Raw genomic sequence first — 18,457 nt, 5'->3', positions numbered from 1 at the left:
GTCACGCTCCTGCAATCAGCAGCATTACACCCGCGACGGATGATTGGGCCGGGCAAACACCAGGCGGAACAAGGTAAAGCTGCCCGGTACGCTGCTGACCTCGGTCCGCCCCTGATGCAGGTTCATGATCGAGCGTACGATCGCCAAGCCCAGTCCCGTACCGCCTTCGGCGCGCGAGCGGCTGCTGTCGACCCGGTAGAAACGCTCGAACAGGTGTTCCAGATGCTGCTCCGGGATACCGGCGCCGGGGTTGCCCACCGACAGCGACACGCTCGAATCGTGTTCCTCCACCAGGATCGAAATGCTCGCCGCCCGGGGGCTGTGGCGGATGGCGTTGGACAGCAGGTTGGAGATCGCCCGCTGGATCATCAGGCGGTCGCCGTACACCAGGCCATCGCCGGAAAGGCTGATGCCCAGGTGTTTTTCCTCGGCGCTCAGGGCGAACAGTTCCATGACCCGCCGCGCTTCTTCGCCCAGGGAGATTTCTTCGAACGCCACCTGGGAGGCCGGGTGGCTGACCTGGGCGAGGAACAGCATGTCGCTGACGATCCGGGTCAGGCGCTCCAGCTCCTCGGTGCTAGACTCCAGCACTGCCTTGTATTCATGGGGCGGGCGTTCCCGGGACAAGGTGACCTGGGCCTTGCCCATCAGGTTGGTGATGGGCGAGCGCAGCTCGTGGGCCAGGTCGTCGGAGAATTGCGAGAGTTGCTGCACGCCGCCGTCGAGCCGGTGCAGCATGAAATTGATGCTGTGGGCCAGCTCGGCCAGCTCCCGCGGCAGGTTGTCCGGCGACAGGCGATGGGTCAGATCCTGGGTGGTGACCTTGGCGGCCACCCGGCTGAACTGCTGCAACGGCGCCAGGCCGCGCTGCACCACCCACCAGGCGCCGATGCCGATCAGCATCAGCAGCAAGGGCAGGGCGATCACCGTGGACCGCAGGTAGGCACTGAGCAGCGCCTGGTCGTTGGCCCGGTCCAGGGACAGCACCACCCGCACCTGTTCGCCATTGCGCAGGGTTATCAGGCTGGAGGCGCTGAGCAACCGGTTGCCGGCGCTGTCGAGCCAGTCGAGGAACGCCGGGCTCTCCGGCTGGGTCAGGGCTTCGGGTAGCGGACCCAGGTTGCGGTTGCCGATGTTCAGCAGCGCTTCGGCCCGGGGATCGGCGCCGAAAATGCTCAGGTGCAGGTTGTCGTGGCCCATCACCAGGTCCAGCAGCGAATGCGGGCGGGCGGCGATATCGCCGGTCTTCAGGTCGCTGGTCAGGGTATGGCGGATCTGTTCGAGCTTGCTGTCCAGGCTTTGCCGCGCCAGGCTGCCCAGTTCATGACTGAGGGCCAGGTACGCCAGGGTGGCGAGCAGCAAAACCAGGCCGGCGCCCATCAGGCTGACGGTCAGGCCCAGGCGCATAGACAGGCTGCTGGCGGTGCGTTGCGAGGCTTTCATTGGCGCACTTCCAGGACATAGCCGACGCCACGGATGGTGTGGATCAGCTTGATATCGCTGGCATCGTCGATCTTCGCCCGCAGGCGGCTGATGGAGACTTCCACCACGTTGGTGTCGCAGTCGAAGTTCATGTCCCAGACCAGGGAAATGATCTGGGTCCGGGTCAGCACCTCGCCCGACTGGCGCATCAGCACCTGCAACAGGGTGAATTCCTTGGTGGTCAGGTCGATGCGCCGCGAACCGCGATAGGCCCGGTGCCGGCGCGGGTCGAGCTCGAGGTCGGCGACCCGCAGGGTGTCGGTCGCCGGCAGGTTCTCGCTGCGCCGCAGCAGGGTGCGCACCCGCGCCAGCAGTTCGGGGAACTCGAACGGTTTGACCAGATAATCGTCGGCCCCCAGGTCCAGCCCCTTGACCTTGTCGGCCAGGCGCCCGCGCGCCGAGAGCATCATCACCCGGGTACTGTTGTCCTTGCGCATGTCTTCCAGCACTTGCCAGCCGTCCTTTTCCGGCAGATTGACGTCCAGAATCACCAGTTCGTAGTTTTGCTGTTCGATCAGGTAAAGACCGTCGACACCGGTGGCGGCGCGGTCGACCACATAACCGCTTTCGGTCAGCCCCTGATGCAAGTAATCGGCAGTTTTACGCTCGTCTTCGACAACCAGAATGCGCATGGAAAAGTGACCTCTTGATCATTAAAAAGAATTCAATGGCGCTGGATGTGAAGTTGTTGTTGGACCAGCCATAAAACCCCGCGAAGTTGCTGCTGATAAATAGCCTCAGCCGCTAGGGTGGGGGAATGCTCAAGCCTGAAGTGGCTTTAGGGTCAAGATTTTAAGTAACTGATATCAACGGCTTGTGCCTGTTTTCGACAGCCGGTCGCTTGGCCTTTTCCGCAGCCGGGCGCTTTTTCTCTGGTAGTGAGCAACAAGCGGGGGTGTCATCGTTATTACTGTTTCAATGTATGTCTAAGTTTGCCGGGAACTTATGTTAATACAGCGATTAATGACGGTTTCTTAGATGGCGTAATTGTCATTTTGACGTCAGAAATTTGATAACCCATGGTCATGTTGCCGATATCGACGGGATAAAAAAGGCGCCCGTGAAAGGGCGCCGGAAGATCCTCTCTGGCAAAGGAGCATTATCGCCAGAGAGGAGTAGAGCTCGGGGCGTTTCAGGCGTCCGGTTGCGCAGGGGCGCGGGTCGGGTCCGCGGCGGGTGCCTGGGGTTTTTTCCCGCTCTCGGAGGACGTCTGTTCGCTATCGGTGCGGGGTATCTGCTGGCTGATGGGGAAGTTGTCCCAGTAGTGCTTCATGCGTTCAGCGCCGCCTTCGGCGAACGCTGCACCCGAGCTGGCAATCATCAGACCGGCGAGCAGGAGTGTGGAGGCTTTCATGTGCGGTGTCCCATTGACGGTTATCGGAATCCGTCGCGTCCCTGTGACGAAGCAGTAATAGAAGTATGGTGCGATCTTATTAACGGGGGGTTAACAGGGCGCTGAAGGCGGGATGACAATTCTGTCATCCCGGATGAGAAGCACTGACGACCCACTGAGATGGGCCGTGTAGGAAGAAAGGCGGGTTAAAGCTTCCAGTCCAGGCTCAGGGTCATGGTGCGCGGTTCTCCCCAATAGACGCCGTTATAGAAGCCGACCCGTTCGTAGTACTTCTTGTCGAACAGGTTGGTGACGTTGAGCGAGGCCGACAGGTGCGGGTCGAACTCGTAGCGCGACATCAGCCCGGCCACGCTGTAGGCCTGCTGGTGGATGCGGGTGTTTTCGGTGACGAGGCGCCCGTTGCCGTCGCGCCCCACCGGCCGCCGGCTGCTGCCGTAGATTTCGCTTTGCCAGTTCAGGCTGCCGCCGACGGTCAGCGCCCGCCACTGGCCCGGCAGGCGATAGGCCGTCGACAGGCGCAACATGTTCATCGGTTCGCCGCCGTTGGCACGCTGCTTTTCGCCGTCCAGGGCATGGGTGTAGGTGTAGCCGGCGGTGAGGTTCCAGCCCGGGAGGATCTCCCCCGAGACCTCGGCCTCGAACCCGCGCACCTTGCCGCCTTTGCCGCCCGACTTGTAGAACTCCTCGCCGGTGACCGGGTCCGGCGGCACCGAACTGTCCAGTTCGGCGACGTTGTCCTGCTTGCTCCAGAACACCGCGGTGGCCAGGTTCAGGCGCTCCTCCAGCAGGCTGCCCTTGAGCCCCAGCTCGTAGTTGCTGCCGACTATCGGTTCCAAGTATTTGCGGCTGGCGTCGCGCTCGGTCTGGGGCTTGAAGATGTCGGTGTAGCTGACATACACCGTGTATTCGGGGGTGAGGTCGTACAGCAGGCCGGCGTAGGGCGTCCACATGTCGTTGTGCTGCTGGCGGGTGTCCTCGAGGCTGGTCAGCTGGTTGTCGGCGTCGTAGCTGCGAGAGCGGCTGTGGGCGCTCCAGCTGCCGTAACGGCTGCCGAGCACCGCATGCAGGTCGTCGCCCAGGCTCAGGCGAGTGGCCAGGTAGCCGGCCTTTTGCCGGGTGCTGTCGCCGGAGCCTGGCAGGTTGGTCACGGTGTCGGGAAACTTGGCGATGCCGCCCATGTATTTCCAGTCGGCGATGCTGGTGTAGCCCGGTGGTCTCGGGCCGTCGACGGTGTAGGGCGACGACTCGCGGCGCTCGGCCTCGCCGTAGCCCAGCATCAGTTCATGTTCGCGGCCCAGCAGGTTGTAGGGACCGGCCAGGTTGAAGTCGTACACGCGCATTTTCTGCGTGCCGATCATATGGCTGGCCCAGGCGGTCATGCCCGAGCGGTCGGCTTCCGGAAAACCGGCGCCGCCGTAATAGACCTTGCCGTCGCTGTCGCTGTCGCGGTGGGTGTAGGCGGCTTTCAGGTGCCAGCCATGGCCCAGGCGCTGGTCGAGGGTGGCGAAGGCGGTCTTGTCCTTGAGCGGCCAGGAGCTCCAGTGCGCCGCCATGTTGGTGGCGCGCGGCAGGTTGGCCTTGCCGCCCGAGGCGTTCCAGTAGGGCACGGTGCCCCAGGAGGTGCCCTGGACCTGCTTGTCCTGGTAGTCGTAGCCCACGGCCAGGGTGGTGCTGTCGGTCAGGTCGGCCTCGAGAATGCCGTAGCCGACTTCCCGCTGCAGCTGGTAGTGGTCGCGAAACGACTGGCTGTCGCGATAGGCCAGCACCGTGCGCCCGCGCAGGCGACCGTCGAACGCCAGGGGGCCGCCGACATCGACGTAGCTGTAGTAGTTGTCGTAGCTGCCGCCACTGACGCCGGCCTTGGCCGCCCATTCGTGGGTCGGTCGCTTGCGCACCATGTTGACGGTGGCCGAAGGGTCGCCGGCGCCGGTGGTCAGGCCGGTGGCGCCGCGGACCACTTCGATGCGGTCGTAGATGATGGTGTCCGAATCGGACTTCATGCGGTTGAAGGTGTTGAGCATGCCATCGATCTGGAAGTTGTTGATGGAGTAGCCGCGGGAGGAATAGATCACCCGGTCGGAGTCCAGGTGCTGGACCACCACCCCGGTGGTTTGCCCCAGCACCTCGGACAAGGTATCGAGTTTGAAATCGTCCATCTGCTGGCGGGTCACCACCGACACCGATTGCGGGGTTTCCTTGATCGACAGGTTCAGGCGCGTGGCGGTGGTGTAGGAACCGCTGTTTTCCGTGGTCGCGCCCAGGCCCTGGGCGGTGACGCTGGTGGCATCGAGTTCCAGGGCCTGGGCGACAGGCTCGGCACTTTGCGCGGGTTCGTTTTCAGCCAGCAGCTCGGGGCTCAGAACCGCGCCGCACAGGCTGAATATCAAAGTCATGGAACGAGTGAATGGCGCCAACATCGTTGCCGTCTCCTTGTCGTCGAGGGAAAAATCCGTTTGCACTGAGACGAAAAGGAGGAAGGGTATTTAGGCTAAACGAGAATAATTATTATCTTTAAGGTGCAAAAATGCCCCATGAAGGGGCATTGAAGGCCGGTACTACGGGGCTGCTCGAGCCCCGTAGGAAAAGGCTTATTTTTATATCGCTTATTTCTGTATCACTTATTTCTGTGCTACCTATTTTTGTACCACCGCGGTGGGCGGCGGCGCCTTGGGCTTCATCAGGCTGAAGTCGATCAGGGCTTTCTCGTTGCGCTCATAAGGATTGCCGATCAGCAGCGGGCGCGGCTTGAAGCTGTCGCTGACCAGGCTCTTGCTGCGGTCCAGTTCGTCGGAGCTCAGGCCGGCCATGTCGGCCCAGGTGTGGATCAGGTGCGAGCTGCTGTAGGGACGGCCGAGGTCGCCGGCGAAGTTCCAGTCGTGGTTCTGCTTCCACTTCGGCGAGGCCCAGGCGATGAAGGGAATGGTGTACATCGGCGCGGTCGGCTTGCCTTCGTTGCGACCCAGGGTGTTGTGGCCGGCGGAGTCGAACACGTCTTCGCCATGGTCTGACAGGTACAGCAGGAAACCGTTGGGGGCGGTCTTGGCGTAGTCCTTGATCAGGCTCGAGACCACGAAGTCGTTGTACAGCACCGCGTTGTCGTAGCTGTTGTAGGTCGGTACCTGGTCGTCGCGCACGCCGGCCGGTACGCCGCTGCGGTCGGTGAACTTGTCGTAGCTCGGCGGGTAGCGGTACTGGTAGCTCATGTGGGTGCCCAGCAGGTGGACCACGATGAACTTGCGCGGCGCGCCGTCGGCCAGCGCCTTGGAGAACGGCTCCAGCACGTCGCCGTCGTACTGGCGGGCGTTCTGGTTGCGGTTGTTGTTCAGGTAGACCTGCTCGTCCGCCTGTTCGGAGAAGGTGGTGAGCATGGTGTTGCGCTTGGTCATGGTCTGCTGGTTGGTGATCCAGTAGGTCTTGTAGCCGGCCTGCTTCATCACGCTGACCAGGGACGGGGTCTTGAGGTACAGGTCGGGGTTTTCTTCGTCGGCGAAGGTCAGCACCTGCTGCAAGGCTTCGATGGTGTAGGGGCGCGGGGTGATGACGTTGTCGAAGATCGCCAGCTGGTCCTTGAGCTTGTCCAGTTCCGGCGTGGTCTGGCGCGGGTAGCCGTAGAGGCTCATGCGCTGGCGGTTGGTCGACTCGCCGATCACCAGGACCAGGGTCGAAGGCTGGTTGGCCATGCTGTCCTTGAGGTTGTGCAGCGGCGGGATCTTGCTCACGTTGTCGAGCATGCCCTGCATGTTTTCCAGCTGCTCGCGGTAGCGCCGGTAGGCCACCACCATCTGCCAGGGCACCGCGGGCTCGATGCGCGTCTCGAATTTCTCCAGGCCGCCGGCGAAGCTGCCGGTGCGTGCGGTCTGCTTGATCAGCGGGTAGCCGACGACGGCGATCAGGATCGCCATGGCCGCCACCAGCGCGCGGCCGCGCGGCAGGTAGACCGGGCGCAGGCGGGTCCAGAGGAAGATGGCGAAGGCGGTATGGACGAGGAACGCCAGCACCATCCACCAGGCGAAGTACTGGGTCAGGTACTCGCCGGCTTCGGAGGGGTTCGACTCGAACATGATGAAGATGACGCTCTGGGAGAACTCCTGCTGGTAGATGAAGAAGTAACCCAGGCTGGCCATGGAACAAGCCCAGAGCACCACGCCTATGACGGCGGCCATCGCGCGGGTGCGGGCCGGGAACAGCAGCATCGGCGCCAGCCAGATCGCGCTCATGATGAACGCCTGGCGGAAACCGGCGAAGCCGGACGTGTCGGTCAGCTGGATCAGTAACTGGGTGATGCCGGAGAAGTACCAGAAGAACAGGAAGAGCCAGCCCAGGCCCGTCCAGTCAAACCCTTTCGTGGACGTCTTGTCGCGTTTAAACACAGCCATCGAGCGCTCCAGCTTCATTGAACATGACATTCGCCGGAAAGCTTCGACTACCTCGGCGAACGCGCGCCGCGCCCGTGGGGGCGGCAATATCGCGCCGGAGTATCCATAAGAAGGTGTGAAAACTTTGTGAGTTGGTACCTGCGTGTCAGATAATGCCGTCGCCAGGAGGCGGATAGGGTAAAAGGCGACGGGCAAAAAGAAGCCGGCGATCCATCGAGGACTCGGCCGGCTTCATTAACAACCTGTTGCAAGGACCGGCCACGGCGGGCGGGTTCCTCGGATCCTCAGGCGTGGAGCTGGGTGACGGCAGCCACCTGACCCTGGTTCTGCAATGCCAGGCGCAGTTGCGCCAGCTCTTGCTTCAACTGGTCGCGCTCGTTCTTCAGTTCGCGCAACTCGTCACGACGGATAGTGACGTAGAGGGTTTGTGCAGGTCGTGCCGGTAGTACTGTGCCCATTGCTCACCTCGCAAATGGCGTGCATCAACTGTGGTCCGGCCGCTCGAACTCCGGGGCCTGAAACACTATCGGCGGCAATTTTGATTTCTTTTGCCGGCAAAGGGAACTTTTTTATTTTTAACGGTCGTTGTGCCTTCGTGGCGATTCGCGTCGTTATCCACTCACCGCTTGGGAAACACTGCTTTGGAAACTTAGTCCGGATGCTCTGGACTAACCCTCACTGGCCTCGTTGGGCTATAACCTTTTGACACAATTTAGTAGTAAGGAGCATCAGCACATGCAACTGGGGATTATCGGACTGGGCCGCATGGGCGGGAACATTGCACGGCGCCTGATGCTCAATGGGCATGAAACCGTGGTCTATGACCGCAACAGCGCTTTTGTCAGCACCCTGAGTGACGAAGGCGCCAAGGGCGTCGCCGACCTTCCGGCCCTGGTCGCCGGTCTGGAAAAGCCACGCGCGGTCTGGGTCATGCTGCCGGCTGGCGCGCCCACCGAAGACACCATCGAAACCCTCAGCCAGTTGCTCGAACCGGGCGACGTGATCATCGATGGCGGCAACACCTACTATAAGGACGACATTCGTCGCGCCCAGGCGCTGGCGGCAAAGGGCCTGAACTACATCGACGTCGGCACCTCCGGCGGCGTCTGGGGCCTGGAGCGCGGCTACTGCATGATGATCGGCGGCGACGCCGAGGTGGTGCGCCGCCTGGACCCGCTGTTCGATGCGCTGGCACCGGGCATGGGCGACATCCCGCGGACCAAGGACCGGGTGGCTGAAGACGATCGCGCCGAGCGCGGTTACATCCACGCCGGCCCCGCCGGTGCCGGACACTTCGTCAAGATGATCCACAACGGCATCGAGTACGGCATGATGCAGGCCTTCGCCGAGGGCTTCGACATCCTCAAGACCAAAGCCTCGCCAAGCCTGCCGGAAGACCAGCGCTTCGACCTCAACGTCGCCGATATCGCCGAAGTCTGGCGCCGCGGCAGCGTGGTCTCGTCCTGGTTGCTGGACCTGACCGCCGACGCCCTGGCCACCGATCCGCAACTCGACGGTTTCTCCGGCGAAGTGGCCGACAGCGGCGAAGGCCGCTGGACCATCGAAGCCGCCATCGAGCAGGCGGTGCCGGTTCCAGTGCTGTCCAGTTCGCTGTTCGCCCGTTTCCGTTCCCGCCAGCAGAGCACCTATGGCGACAAGATGCTGTCGGCCATGCGCTTCGGCTTCGGCGGCCACGTGGAGACTCCGAAAAAATGACCTCCTCGCGAAAGAAGTCCAAGGCTCAACCCGCTCCACCCACCACACTGTTTCTGTTCGGCGCCCATGGCGACCTGGTCAAGCGCCTGCTGATGCCGGCGCTGTACAACCTCAACCGTGACGGCCTGCTGGATGAGGGGTTGAAGATTGTCGGCGTCGATCACAACGCGATCAGCGATGTGGACTTCGCCAAGAAGCTCGAGGACTTCATTCGCACCGAGGCCGCCGGCAAGGTCGGCAACGGCGCGCAAGCGCTGGATCCGGCGCTCTGGGCCAAGCTGGCCAACGGCATCAGCTATGTCCAGGGCGACTTCCTGGACGACAGCACCTACGACGCGCTGGCGGCGAAAATCGCCGCCAGCGGCACCGGCAATGCGGTGTTCTACCTGGCCACCGCACCGCGCTTCTTCAGTGAAGTGGTGCAGCGCCTGGGCGCGTCGGGGTTGCTGGTCGAAGGTGACAATGCGTTTCGCCGGGTGGTGGTCGAAAAGCCGTTCGGCTCCGACCTGCAAACGGCGCAAGCGCTGAACGAATGCCTGCTCAAGGTGATGAGCGAGAAGCAGATCTATCGGATCGACCATTACCTGGGCAAGGAGACGGTGCAGAACATTCTGGTCAGCCGTTTCTCCAACAGCCTGTTCGAGGCTTTCTGGAACAACCATTACATCGACCACGTGCAGATCACCGCGGCGGAAACCGTCGGGGTGGAAACCCGTGGCAGCTTTTATGAAAACACCGGCGCCCTGCGCGACATGGTGCCCAATCACCTGTTCCAGCTGCTGGCGATGGTCGCCATGGAACCGCCGGCCGCCTTCGGCGCCGATGCGGTACGCGGCGAAAAGGCCAAGGTGGTGGGGGCGATTCGTCCCTGGAGCACCGAAGAGGCCCTGGCCAACTCGGTGCGCGGCCAGTACGTGGCGGGCAAGGCAGGCGACAAGCCCGTGGCCGGCTACCGCGAAGAAGCCAACGTGGCCCCGGACAGCAACACCGAAACCTACGTTGCCCTCAAGGTGATGATCGACAACTGGCGCTGGGTCGGCGTGCCGTTCTACCTGCGCACCGGCAAGCGCATGAGCGTGCGCGACACCGAGATCGCCATCTGCTTCAAGCCTGCGCCGTACGCGCAGTTCCGCGACACCGAGGTCGACCACTTGCAGCCGACCTACCTGCGCATCCAGATCCAGCCCAATGAAGGCATGTGGTTTGACCTGCTGGCGAAAAAGCCCGGGCCGACCCTGGACATGGCCAATATCGAGCTGGGCTTTGCCTACAAGAACTTCTTCGAGATGCAGCCTTCCACCGGCTACGAGACGCTGATCTACGATTGCCTGACCGGTGACCAGACCCTGTTCCAGCGTGCCGACAACATCGAAAACGGCTGGCGCGCGGTGCAGCCGTTCCTCGATGCCTGGAAGCAAAAGGCCAAGGTCCATATCTACCGGGCCGGCGAAGACGGACCGGCGGCCGGCGACGAGTTGCTGACCCGCGACGGCCGTGAATGGCACAGCCTCGGATGAGGGGCGAGGGGCAGCATCCCATCCAGTTCCTGCTCAGCGACATGGACGGCACCTTGCTGCTGCCCGATCACAGCCTGAGCCAGCGCACCATCGCCGCGGTGCGCGCGCTGCGCGAAGCCGGGGTGTTCTTCAGCCTCGCCACCGGGCGGCCGCCGCGGGCCATGTTGCAGCAGATCGAAGCCCTGGGCGTCGACCTGCCGACCGCGGCCTTCAATGGCGGCACCATCGTCAACCCCGATGGCAGTTTCCTGGTGCGCCACCATGTGCCGGTAGCGGTTGCCAATACTGTCCTGGCGTTGCTGTCGCCGCAGCCGGAAGTGGAGGTCTGGGTCTTTGCCGACGGTGAATGGCTGCTGCGCAACCCCCGCGGGCCGATGGTGCCGCGCGAGCAGCACGGCCTGGGTTATCCGCCAGTGGTGGTGGAGCGTTTCGACCACTACCTGCCGCGCATCGACAAGATAGTCGCCGCCAGTGCCGACACCGAGCTGTTGGTGGAACTGGAGGCGCGCCTGCTGGAGCAGGTCGGTGAACAGGCGCAAATCTCCCGCTCGCAGCCGGTGTACCTGGATGTGACGGCGCTGCAGGCCAACAAGGGACAGGCGCTGATCACCCTGGCGGAGTTTCTCGGGGTGCCGCTGGAGCGCACCGCGGCGCTGGGCGATGGCGGCAACGACCCGGCGATGTTCCAGCAGGCCGGGTTGTCGATTGCCATGGGCCAGGCCGAAGCAGCGGTGCAACGCCAGGCCGACCTGGTGACGGGCAGCAATGTCGCCGACGGCGCCGCCGAGGCGATCGAACGGTTTATCCTGCCGCGCTAACGCAAAAACCTCTGTAGCCGCTGCCGCAGGCTCGGGCCGCGTTCGGACGATAAGGCCGAAGGCCTTCAGCGATCTGGAAATCGCAACGACCCTACGGGCCGATCGCAGCCTGCGGCAGCGGCTACAGGTTTACAGCCAGTAGCTCACCGCATACCAGCCCAGCGCACCCATCACCAGGGTGTAAGGCAACGCCATCCACACCATGCGTCCATAGGACAGGCGCACCAGCGGCGCGATCGCCGAGGTCAGCAGGAACAGGAACGCCGCCTGGCCGTTGGGCGTGGCCACGCTCGGCAGGTTGGTGCCGGTGTTGATGGCCACCGCCAGGGTTTCGAAGTGCTCGCGGCTCATCTGCCCGGAAACGAAGGCCTGCTTCACTTCGGTGATGTAGATGGTGGCGACGAACACATTATCGCTGATGGCCGACAACAGCCCGTTGGCGATAAACAGCATGCCCGGCTGCTGGCCCGCCGGCAGCGCCAGCACCCACTGGATCAGCGGGGTGAACAGCTGCTGGTCGTGAATCACCGCGACTACCGCGAAAAACACCACCAGCAGGGCAGTGAACGGCATCGCATCCTTGAACGCATTGCCCAGGCGGTGCTCGTCGGTGATGCCGGTGAACACGGTAATCAGCACGATCACCATCAGGCCGATCAGTCCGACCTCGGCGATATGCAGGGCCAGCGCGGCAATCAGGATCAGCGCGGCCACGCCCTGTACCAGCAGCGCCGCGCGTTGCCGGTCGGTGCGTTCGGCGTTGTCTTCGGCGGCATAGTTGGCCAGCACCGCGCGCACGTTGTCCGGCAGCAGGGTGCCGTAGCCGAACCAGCGCAGTTTCTCCAGCAGCACGCAAGTCACCAGCCCGGCCACCAGCACCGGCAGCGACACCGGGGCGACCTTGAGGAAGAAGTCGGCGAAGTGCCAACCCATTTCATGGCCGATCAGCAGGTTCTGCGGCTCGCCCACCAGGGTGCAGACGCCACCCAGGGCGGTGCCCACCGCACCGTGCATCAGCAGGCTGCGCAGGAAGGCGCGGAACTGTTCCAGGTCCTGATGATGCAACAGGGGCAGATGCTGGTCGTCGTTGAATTCGCTGTCCTGGCGCGGGTCGCCGCCGGAGGCCACCCGGTGATACACCGAATAGAAGCCCACCGCGGCGCTGATGATCACCGCGGTGACCGTCAGCGCGTCGAGAAACGCCGAGAGGAAGGCCGAGAGAAAGCAGAACAGCAGGCCCAGCAGCGCCTTGGAGCGCACCCCCAGCAACAGCCGGGAGAACAGGAACAGCAGCAGTTCCTTCATGAAATAGATGCCGGCCACCATGAACATCAGCAGCAGGATCACCGGGAAGTTGTGCACCAGTTCGTCGTACAGTGCCTCGGGCGTGGTCATGCCCAGCGCCACGGCTTCCAGCACCAGCAGGCCGCCGGGCATCAGCGGGTAGCACTTGAGGGCCATGGCCAGGGCGAAGATGAACTCGGCCACCAGCATCCAGCCGGCCGCCACCGGGCCGACCGTGAACAGCAGCAAGGGGTTGAGCAGCAGGAAGGTGAGGATGCTGGCTTTGTACCAGCGCGGTGAATGGCCGAGAAAGTTGTGGGTGAAAGCCTGGGCCAGTGAACCGGACATTGGCTGCTCCTTGTATTGACGAAGCGCGCAACTTGCCGCAAGCACCGGTGAAGATCAAGAAACTCTGAAATCTTTTGCCACAAATGCCGCCGAGGCCCGTGCAGGAGCCGATAAACCAGCTCCTGCGGGCCGTGTCGGTCAGTCTTCGCGTTTGACCACCAGGGTCAGGATGTCGTAGCTGGCCACCAGCTCACCCGACTGATTGGTGGCCTCCACGTCCCAGGCCACCACGCCCTGGGGAATGCCTTGCGGGCTCTTCTTGCCCTGGTCGATCTTGCGCTTGCAGGTCAGGCACGCCTGGATGGTGTCGCCAATACCCACCGGGTTGATGAAGCGCAGGGTATCCAGGCCGTAGTTGGCCAGCACCGGGCCCGGTGCCGGGGACACGAACAGCCCGGCCGCCGCCGACAGCACGAAGTAACCGTGGGCGATACGCTTGCCGAACTGCGACTCCTTGGCCGCGATCTCGTCGAAGTGCATATAGAAGTGGTCGCCGGACAGGCAGCCGAGAGGTCGTCATAGGCCATCAGCGTGCTGACCGGGCCGAAGGCCTCGATATCGTGGGTGCCGTCTTCGGCATGCGGGTCGTGGGCCAGCAGCAGGGTCGGGGCGAAGAACGCGCCCTGGCTGACGTTTGTACCGCGTGGCTCGAAGCCGTCGCGGGCGCCGAACGGCTGGGCAGCCTGATCCAGTTGCTCGAACCCATCGGCATCAACGAACGGCTGATCCGCACCTCGATCTTCCGCCTGACCAAGGAAGGCTGGTTGACCGCCGAGAAGGTCGGGCGCCCGAGACCACCGCTCAGGATGTGCTGGCCTCCAAGGCGCTGCGCCTGCAGGTGCGCGAAAGCTGGAACATCGACGAGCTGGCGGCTCATTACAGCGAGTTCATCCAGCTGTTCCGGCCGCTGTGGCAAGCGCTGCGCGAGCAGGAGCAGCTGTAACCGGCCGATTGTTTCCTGGCGTGCCTGCTGCTGATCCACGAGTACCGCAAACTGCTGCTGCGCGACCCGCAGTTGCCGGACGAGCTGCTCCCTGGCGACTGGGAAGGCCGGGCGGCGCGCCAGCTCTGCCGCAACATCTATCGCCTGATCTACGTCAAGGCCGGGGAATGGCTCAACGACGCGCTGGAAAACGCCGACGGTCCGCTGCCCGACGTGGGCGAAAGTTTCTATCGGCGTTTTGGCGGTTTGAAGTAAGGCGTTTCAAGATGCAGCCCTCGTTCAGGAAAACTCGAGTATCGGGGCGCCTGGCGAGGGATGTGCGGCAGATACTAAAGCGCCATGTCAGGCGCGGACTAAGGCGGCAATAAAGAGGTTTTAACGAGTGTCTGGAGACTCGCCTTGAAACAGGCGAGGGAGAGGCGGCTCAGACAGCGAAAGTTGAACTTTCTGTAAACGGGATAAAGTGCTGGCATATCAACTGCGACAAAATAACGCAGATCACCCGAAGGTGATCTGCGTTCGTGTTTTTACTCTGGCATGGCCCAGGATTGCAGTTTGTAACCTTCCTGGCTCAGTTCGGCGCGGGCCTGTTTCAGCAGGTCTTCCAGTTGCGCCGGGTCGGAGTAGGCACTGCTTGGAATCTGTTTGCGGCCAATACGGGTATTGGTGCGGTCGATGACGGTCAGGCTCAGTTCGCCGTTACCGTCTTGTGGGGCCCAGGCGACGCATTGGAACGGCTGGAATGCGCGGTCGGCGATCAAAAGTGCTTCGTTGATACGGAGCGGGGCGTTCATGGGGTCTTCTCTCTATGTGCCCAATCAAATGATGTGCCGTCGGTTGGGCTTACCGTTCGGCTGGTTACTTGTACTGATGTCTCGAACCAGGGATCAGGTCACATAGAAAGACCAGAATTTACAACTTTTGTTCACACCCGCGATTCAGAGCCTTCTTTTGAAAGCTGAATGAAAGATTGGCGCACGGAAACAAACCAGGCTTTTGGATCCATCTAACGGTTAGTCCAAATGGTGATTGGCGCTATAAACAATCGATACAAGACCCCGTCAAGTAATTGCTAATGTTACAGCCAGGTTTGCCAAACTACTGTTTCTAATAACTTTTCCTCTTTTTGGCGCCAAGGAACAGTCATGCTTGAAGCGACCGCCTTACGCCGCCTTTTAGTGGTTGACCCGTGCGACGATTGCCATCGTCTGCTGCCTGGATTACGCACGGTGGGCTGGGATGTCGACAGTTGTGACCTGGAGTCGGCCGTCGATCGCGGCTGTGATGTCGGCTTGCTGCGTTTGCAGGCTTTTCACCTGGAGCGACCGGAGGCGGTCAAGGACCTGATCAGCCGCAGCGGTACCGAGTGGATCGCGGTGCTCAGCCCGGACGTGTTGCGCCTGCAGAAAGTCGGCGATTTTGTCTGCGAGTGGTTTTTCGATTTCCACACCCTGCCGTTCGATGTCTCGCGGGTCCAGGTAACCCTCGGACGGGCTTTCGGCATGGCCCGCCTGCGTGGCCAGGGGCACATCCATGTCGCTCAGCCCGAGCATGAGCTGCTGGGCGACAGCCGACCGATCCGCGACTTGCGCAAACTCTTGAGCAAACTGGCGCCCACCGAGTCGCCGGTGCTGATTCGCGGCGAAAGCGGTACCGGCAAGGAGCTGGTGGCCAGGACCCTGCACCGCCAGTCGCAGCGCCACAGCAAGCCCTTCGTGGCGATCAACTGCGGGGCGATCCCCGAACACTTGATCCAGTCCGAACTGTTCGGCCATGAGAAGGGCGCGTTCACCGGCGCCCATCAACGCAAGGTCGGGCGTATCGAGGCGGCCCATGGCGGCACGCTGTTTCTCGACGAAATCGGCGACCTGCCGCTGGAGCTGCAGGCCAATCTGTTGCGCTTTTTGCAGGAAAAACACATTGAACGGGTGGGCGGCAGCCAACCGATCCCGGTGGATGTACGGGTGCTGGCGGCGACTCATGTCGACCTCGAGGCGGCGATCGACAAAGGACGCTTTCGCGAAGACCTGTATTACCGCCTGAACGTGTTGCAGGTGGTCACCGCGCCACTGCGCGAACGGCATGGTGATATCGGCATGCTGGCCAACCATTTTTCCCACTTCTATAGCCAGGAAACCGGGCGCCGGCCGCGCAGTTTCAGCGAAGACGCGCTGGCGGCCATGGGCAAGCACGACTGGCCGGGCAATGTCCGCGAGCTGGCCAACCGGGTGCGGCGTGGCCTGGTACTGGCCGAGGGCCGGCAGATCGAGGCCCGGGACCTGGGGCTGCTGAGCCCGCAGGCCAGCATCGCGCCCATGGGCACGCTGGAGGACTACAAGCACCGGGCCGAGCGCCAGGCCCTGTGCGATGTGTTGAATCGGCACAGCGACAACCTGAGTGTCGCGGCCAGGGTGCTGGGCGTATCGCGCCCGACTTTCTACCGGTTGCTGCACAAGCATCAGATCCGCTAGGGCGGTGCGACGAAAAGGCCCGCGGCGAGGTGATCGCCGCGGGCCTTTTTTTGGTTGGCGTTTAGAAGTAGTAGGGGAATTTCAGGCTGAAGGTGAAGTCCGGCGCATCGTCGGTCAGGCCGATGGACAGGTTGGGCACTATGGTCAGGTTGTTGGTGGCCGCCACGGTCATGCCGACGTTGAAGTAACCGGCGTTGGCATCGCTGGACACCACGGACTGCCAATCGCCGCCATCCTCCTTGAGCTTGCTCTTGCGCTGGACCAGGTCCGAGAAGGAGAACGACATGCTCATCTTCTCGTTCAGCGCGAAGGCGATGCCCATGCCGATCTGGAAGCTGTCGCCGAGCTTGACCTTGCCCGGGATCTTCTGGTTGACCGTGGAGCTGATGTCGTCGAACGACTCTTCCAGGTTGTGGGTGTAGGAGAGGGTACCGAACAGCACCGCCGGGTCGAAGGTCTTGACCAGCGAGATACCCGGGGTGATCGACCAGACGCCGTTACCGGTCGGCAGGTCATCCGGGACGAACAGGTTGGTGTTGTCCTGGACCTGGCGCAGCTTGATGCCGAAGGGCTCTTCGCCGGTTGGCGCCTTGACGCGCAAGGTCAACACCGCATCCGGGGTATTGACCGATTCGTCGAGAAATTTGTAGGCGATGCCGAAGTTCACGTCGCCGAGGCTCGGATCCTTGGACACGGTCTTTTCGCTGGTGACGCCCGCCGCGCCGTTCTGGGCGCCGCCGGACTGGTAGGTCGACTCGCGGTAGATCACCGGCACGTTGACGTCGAATTGCCAGCGGTTGTCCAGGTTATAGCGGGCCGTGAGGTCAAGGGTCCAGTTGTCGGCCTTGATCCGGTCCAGGTTGATGTTGCCGAGGAAGATCGAGTCCAACGCCAGGAAGCCGTTGAGAATCAGCTGCCGGGTGTCGTAACGGGAGTAGGTCAGGCCGGTCTCGACACTGAACTTGCCGCCGCCGAAGAAGCCGCTGGCTTCGTCGTACAGGTTGGACACACTCTGCGCCGGTTGCGAATCATCCCTGAGCGATTCCCCGTAGGAGCTGCCGCCGGCCGGGGTCGGGCCTTTGCTCGTGGTCCCGGCCACCTGCTGGTTGCCACGCATGTCCGCTGGCGACTTGGCCAGGCGTTTCGGGGGTGGCGCCGCCGGTTGCTCCTCGACCTGGCGTACCCGTTGTTCCAATACCGCCAGTGCTTGCTGCTGCACTTCGTAACGTTGCTTAAGCTCCAGTAATTCTCGTTTCAGGGCCTCAACGTCGGCATCAGGCGCTGCTTGCAGCAGTGCCGTCGGGAGGAGCGTGCTCAAACATACAACCGCGCGCAGCGAGACTGATCGATACATGAATAAGCCGTCCCTTTGAGCCTAATGATCGAGAATCAGCGTAGTTCAATATCCCAGGTTGCGAAGGCCCTTGAGCTGGGTCAGGTTGCAATCCAACGCGCCAGTGCTCGCTCCGTTATTGTTGAGTACCACGTTCAGTTGCGTCAGGTTGCTGACCAGGTTGTTGTCGCCCAGCAGGCGGGTGTTCTGCAGCAAGCCGCCCTGGGCCACTTGTTGCACGGCTGAGCCCTGGTTGTTGTTGGCCTGGATGGCCATCTGGATGCCGCCACCGGTGGCGGATACGGCCACGCTACCCGCGGCGTTGCTGCCGCTGATGGTTTGCCCGCTCATCAATAGCTGGCCTTGCGCCGGCACCAGCGCCGGAGCATGGCTGGCTTCCTTGACGTCGATGGAAACGTTGTTATAGGCGCTATTGCGGTCGCCCGCCGCGCGTACGCTCTGGGTCACCCCTTGGGTGGTGGCCAGGCCCGCGCCGCCGATCACGTTGCCCGAGCCCTGGGTCGGCGTGGAGCCGTTGCCGGTTTCGGTGATCGTGGAGACATAGAATTCAGGCTTGATCGTCGATTGCTGGATCTGCATCGAGGTCGTGGCGCCGATCAGATCGCCCGAGGCGTTGCGCCAGGTGCTGCTCATGACAATGCCGAAGCTGATGATCCGCCCCGGCATGACGTAGCGACCACGGAGCTCGGAGAGTTCCTGGTCCTTGATTTCGATAGGCTTGAACCCTGCGTTGGCGTATGCAGGAAGACTTGTGACCAGGCAGGCAGCGGCCAGCCAGTAAGCGCTTTTCATCT

General features: G+C 62.5%; 16 protein-coding genes and 1 pseudogene. 6 read left to right on the top strand and 11 right to left on the bottom strand.

All coding sequences use genetic code 11. From position 1 onward, the window contains the following. Positions 1 to 24: 24 nt before the first annotated feature. The 6 genes from H0I86_RS17770 to H0I86_RS17745 form a co-directional block, all read right to left on the bottom strand. Positions 25 to 1,443 carry a heavy metal sensor histidine kinase gene (locus tag H0I86_RS17770; protein ID WP_180921493.1) on the bottom strand — a complete coding sequence of 473 codons (1,419 nt, stop codon included), beginning with the start codon at positions 1,441 to 1,443 and terminating at the stop codon, positions 25 to 27. Continuing rightward, positions 1,440 to 2,114 (bottom strand): heavy metal response regulator transcription factor, encoded by a 675-nt coding sequence (locus H0I86_RS17765; RefSeq protein ID WP_180921492.1) that lies wholly within the window; start codon positions 2,112 to 2,114, stop codon positions 1,440 to 1,442. The genes H0I86_RS17770 and H0I86_RS17765 overlap by 4 nt, the downstream gene beginning before the upstream one ends. Positions 2,115 to 2,614: 500 nt before the next feature. Then, positions 2,615 to 2,836, bottom strand: coding sequence for a hypothetical protein (locus H0I86_RS17760; protein ID WP_180921491.1), 222 nt, complete (start codon positions 2,834 to 2,836; stop codon positions 2,615 to 2,617). Positions 2,837 to 3,021: 185 nt separating this feature from the next. Next, positions 3,022 to 5,253 carry a TonB-dependent siderophore receptor gene (locus H0I86_RS17755; RefSeq protein ID WP_180921490.1) on the bottom strand — a complete coding sequence of 744 codons (2,232 nt, stop codon included), beginning with the start codon at positions 5,251 to 5,253 and terminating at the stop codon, positions 3,022 to 3,024. A 216-nt stretch (positions 5,254 to 5,469) separates the two neighbouring features. After that, positions 5,470 to 7,212 (bottom strand): phosphoethanolamine transferase CptA, encoded by a 1,743-nt coding sequence (locus H0I86_RS17750; RefSeq protein ID WP_180921489.1) that lies wholly within the window; start codon positions 7,210 to 7,212, stop codon positions 5,470 to 5,472. Between the two features lie 284 nt (positions 7,213 to 7,496). After that, a complete protein-coding gene (locus tag H0I86_RS17745) occupies positions 7,497 to 7,670 on the bottom strand; it encodes a DUF6026 family protein (RefSeq protein ID WP_007922719.1) in 174 nt (57 codons plus the stop codon). A gap of 277 nt (positions 7,671 to 7,947) precedes the next feature. Here H0I86_RS17745 and gnd point away from each other — a divergent pair, with 277 nt between their 5' ends. From gnd to H0I86_RS17730, 3 genes are read left to right on the top strand one after another with little or no spacing between them, the layout of a single operon-like run. Then, positions 7,948 to 8,928 carry a phosphogluconate dehydrogenase (NAD(+)-dependent, decarboxylating) gene (gene gnd / locus H0I86_RS17740; RefSeq protein ID WP_180921488.1) on the top strand — a complete coding sequence of 327 codons (981 nt, stop codon included), beginning with the start codon at positions 7,948 to 7,950 and terminating at the stop codon, positions 8,926 to 8,928. Further along, complete coding sequence (gene zwf, locus H0I86_RS17735; RefSeq protein WP_180921487.1) at positions 8,925 to 10,445, top strand: glucose-6-phosphate dehydrogenase; 1,521 nt, start codon at positions 8,925 to 8,927, stop codon at positions 10,443 to 10,445. The genes gnd and zwf overlap by 4 nt, the downstream gene beginning before the upstream one ends. Further along, positions 10,442 to 11,263 (top strand): HAD family hydrolase, encoded by an 822-nt coding sequence (locus tag H0I86_RS17730; protein WP_180921486.1) that lies wholly within the window; start codon positions 10,442 to 10,444, stop codon positions 11,261 to 11,263. Before zwf ends, H0I86_RS17730 begins: the two co-directional genes overlap by 4 nt. Positions 11,264 to 11,392: 129 nt before the next feature. Here the strand turns inward: H0I86_RS17730 and nhaB are convergent, their stop codons facing one another. Continuing rightward, the gene (nhaB, locus tag H0I86_RS17725; RefSeq protein WP_180921485.1) at positions 11,393 to 12,895 is read right to left on the bottom strand and encodes a sodium/proton antiporter NhaB; all 1,503 of its coding nucleotides are present in this window, start codon (positions 12,893 to 12,895) and stop codon (positions 11,393 to 11,395) included. A gap of 138 nt (positions 12,896 to 13,033) precedes the next feature. Next, positions 13,034 to 13,623 (bottom strand): annotated as a pseudogene (locus H0I86_RS17720) (MaoC/PaaZ C-terminal domain-containing protein); the annotation flags it as partial. Between H0I86_RS17720 and H0I86_RS32700 the strand changes: the two are divergent. Together H0I86_RS32700 and H0I86_RS32695 are read left to right on the top strand one after the other, a co-directional pair. Then, positions 13,588 to 13,872: a hypothetical protein gene (locus tag H0I86_RS32700; protein WP_506551580.1), complete on the top strand. Its 285-nt coding sequence runs from the start codon at positions 13,588 to 13,590 to the stop codon at positions 13,870 to 13,872. The pseudogene H0I86_RS17720 and the gene H0I86_RS32700 overlap by 36 nt on opposite strands. A 38-nt stretch (positions 13,873 to 13,910) precedes the next feature. Next, positions 13,911 to 14,093, top strand: a complete 183-nt coding sequence (locus tag H0I86_RS32695) for a PaaX family transcriptional regulator C-terminal domain-containing protein (protein WP_506551581.1) — start codon at positions 13,911 to 13,913, stop codon at positions 14,091 to 14,093. 272 nt (positions 14,094 to 14,365) lie between these two features. On the opposite strand, the gene H0I86_RS17710 is transcribed toward H0I86_RS32695, so the two are convergent. Further along, the gene (locus tag H0I86_RS17710) at positions 14,366 to 14,632 is read right to left on the bottom strand and encodes a hypothetical protein (protein ID WP_009048883.1); all 267 of its coding nucleotides are present in this window, start codon (positions 14,630 to 14,632) and stop codon (positions 14,366 to 14,368) included. A gap of 351 nt (positions 14,633 to 14,983) precedes the next feature. Between H0I86_RS17710 and H0I86_RS17705 the strand changes: the two genes are divergently transcribed. After that, entirely contained in the window at positions 14,984 to 16,309 is a 1,326-nt protein-coding gene (locus H0I86_RS17705) for a sigma-54 dependent transcriptional regulator (protein WP_180921484.1), read from the top strand. A 61-nt stretch (positions 16,310 to 16,370) separates the two neighbouring features. Here H0I86_RS17705 and fapF read toward each other — a convergent pair whose 3' ends face one another. Beyond that, the gene (fapF, locus tag H0I86_RS17700; RefSeq protein ID WP_180921483.1) at positions 16,371 to 17,663 is read right to left on the bottom strand and encodes a fibril amyloid transporter FapF; all 1,293 of its coding nucleotides are present in this window, start codon (positions 17,661 to 17,663) and stop codon (positions 16,371 to 16,373) included. Positions 17,664 to 17,708: 45 nt separating this feature from the next. Then, positions 17,709 to 18,455, bottom strand: a complete 747-nt coding sequence (gene fapE, locus H0I86_RS17695; RefSeq protein ID WP_164485497.1) for a fibril amyloid subunit FapE — start codon at positions 18,453 to 18,455, stop codon at positions 17,709 to 17,711. Positions 18,456 to 18,457 lie beyond the last annotated feature (2 nt).

The organism is Pseudomonas chlororaphis subsp. aurantiaca, assembly GCF_013466605.1.
Taxonomy (GTDB): domain Bacteria; phylum Pseudomonadota; class Gammaproteobacteria; order Pseudomonadales; family Pseudomonadaceae; genus Aquipseudomonas; species Aquipseudomonas chlororaphis_I.
The sequence above is the reverse complement of the archived record's forward strand: the minus strand, read 5'-3'. Positions and strand labels throughout refer to the sequence as shown.

Coding starts and splice junctions, on each gene's coding strand:
- nhaB (WP_180921485.1), bottom strand. CDS start 12,895: ATGTCCGGTTCACTGGCCCAGGCTTTCACCCACAACTTTCTCGGCCAT.
- H0I86_RS17770 (WP_180921493.1), bottom strand. CDS start 1,443: ATGAAAGCCTCGCAACGCACCGCCAGCAGCCTGTCTATGCGCCTGGGC.
- H0I86_RS17710 (WP_009048883.1), bottom strand. CDS start 14,632: ATGAACGCCCCGCTCCGTATCAACGAAGCACTTTTGATCGCCGACCGC.
- H0I86_RS17750 (WP_180921489.1), bottom strand. CDS start 7,212: ATGGCTGTGTTTAAACGCGACAAGACGTCCACGAAAGGGTTTGACTGG.
- H0I86_RS17745 (WP_007922719.1), bottom strand. CDS start 7,670: ATGGGCACAGTACTACCGGCACGACCTGCACAAACCCTCTACGTCACT.
- H0I86_RS17760 (WP_180921491.1), bottom strand. CDS start 2,836: ATGAAAGCCTCCACACTCCTGCTCGCCGGTCTGATGATTGCCAGCTCG.
- gnd (WP_180921488.1), top strand. CDS start 7,948: ATGCAACTGGGGATTATCGGACTGGGCCGCATGGGCGGGAACATTGCA.
- fapF (WP_180921483.1), bottom strand. CDS start 17,663: ATGTATCGATCAGTCTCGCTGCGCGCGGTTGTATGTTTGAGCACGCTC.
- zwf (WP_180921487.1), top strand. CDS start 8,925: ATGACCTCCTCGCGAAAGAAGTCCAAGGCTCAACCCGCTCCACCCACC.
- H0I86_RS17765 (WP_180921492.1), bottom strand. CDS start 2,114: ATGCGCATTCTGGTTGTCGAAGACGAGCGTAAAACTGCCGATTACTTG.
- H0I86_RS17705 (WP_180921484.1), top strand. CDS start 14,984: ATGCTTGAAGCGACCGCCTTACGCCGCCTTTTAGTGGTTGACCCGTGC.
- H0I86_RS17730 (WP_180921486.1), top strand. CDS start 10,442: ATGAGGGGCGAGGGGCAGCATCCCATCCAGTTCCTGCTCAGCGACATG.
- fapE (WP_164485497.1), bottom strand. CDS start 18,455: ATGAAAAGCGCTTACTGGCTGGCCGCTGCCTGCCTGGTCACAAGTCTT.
- H0I86_RS17755 (WP_180921490.1), bottom strand. CDS start 5,253: ATGTTGGCGCCATTCACTCGTTCCATGACTTTGATATTCAGCCTGTGC.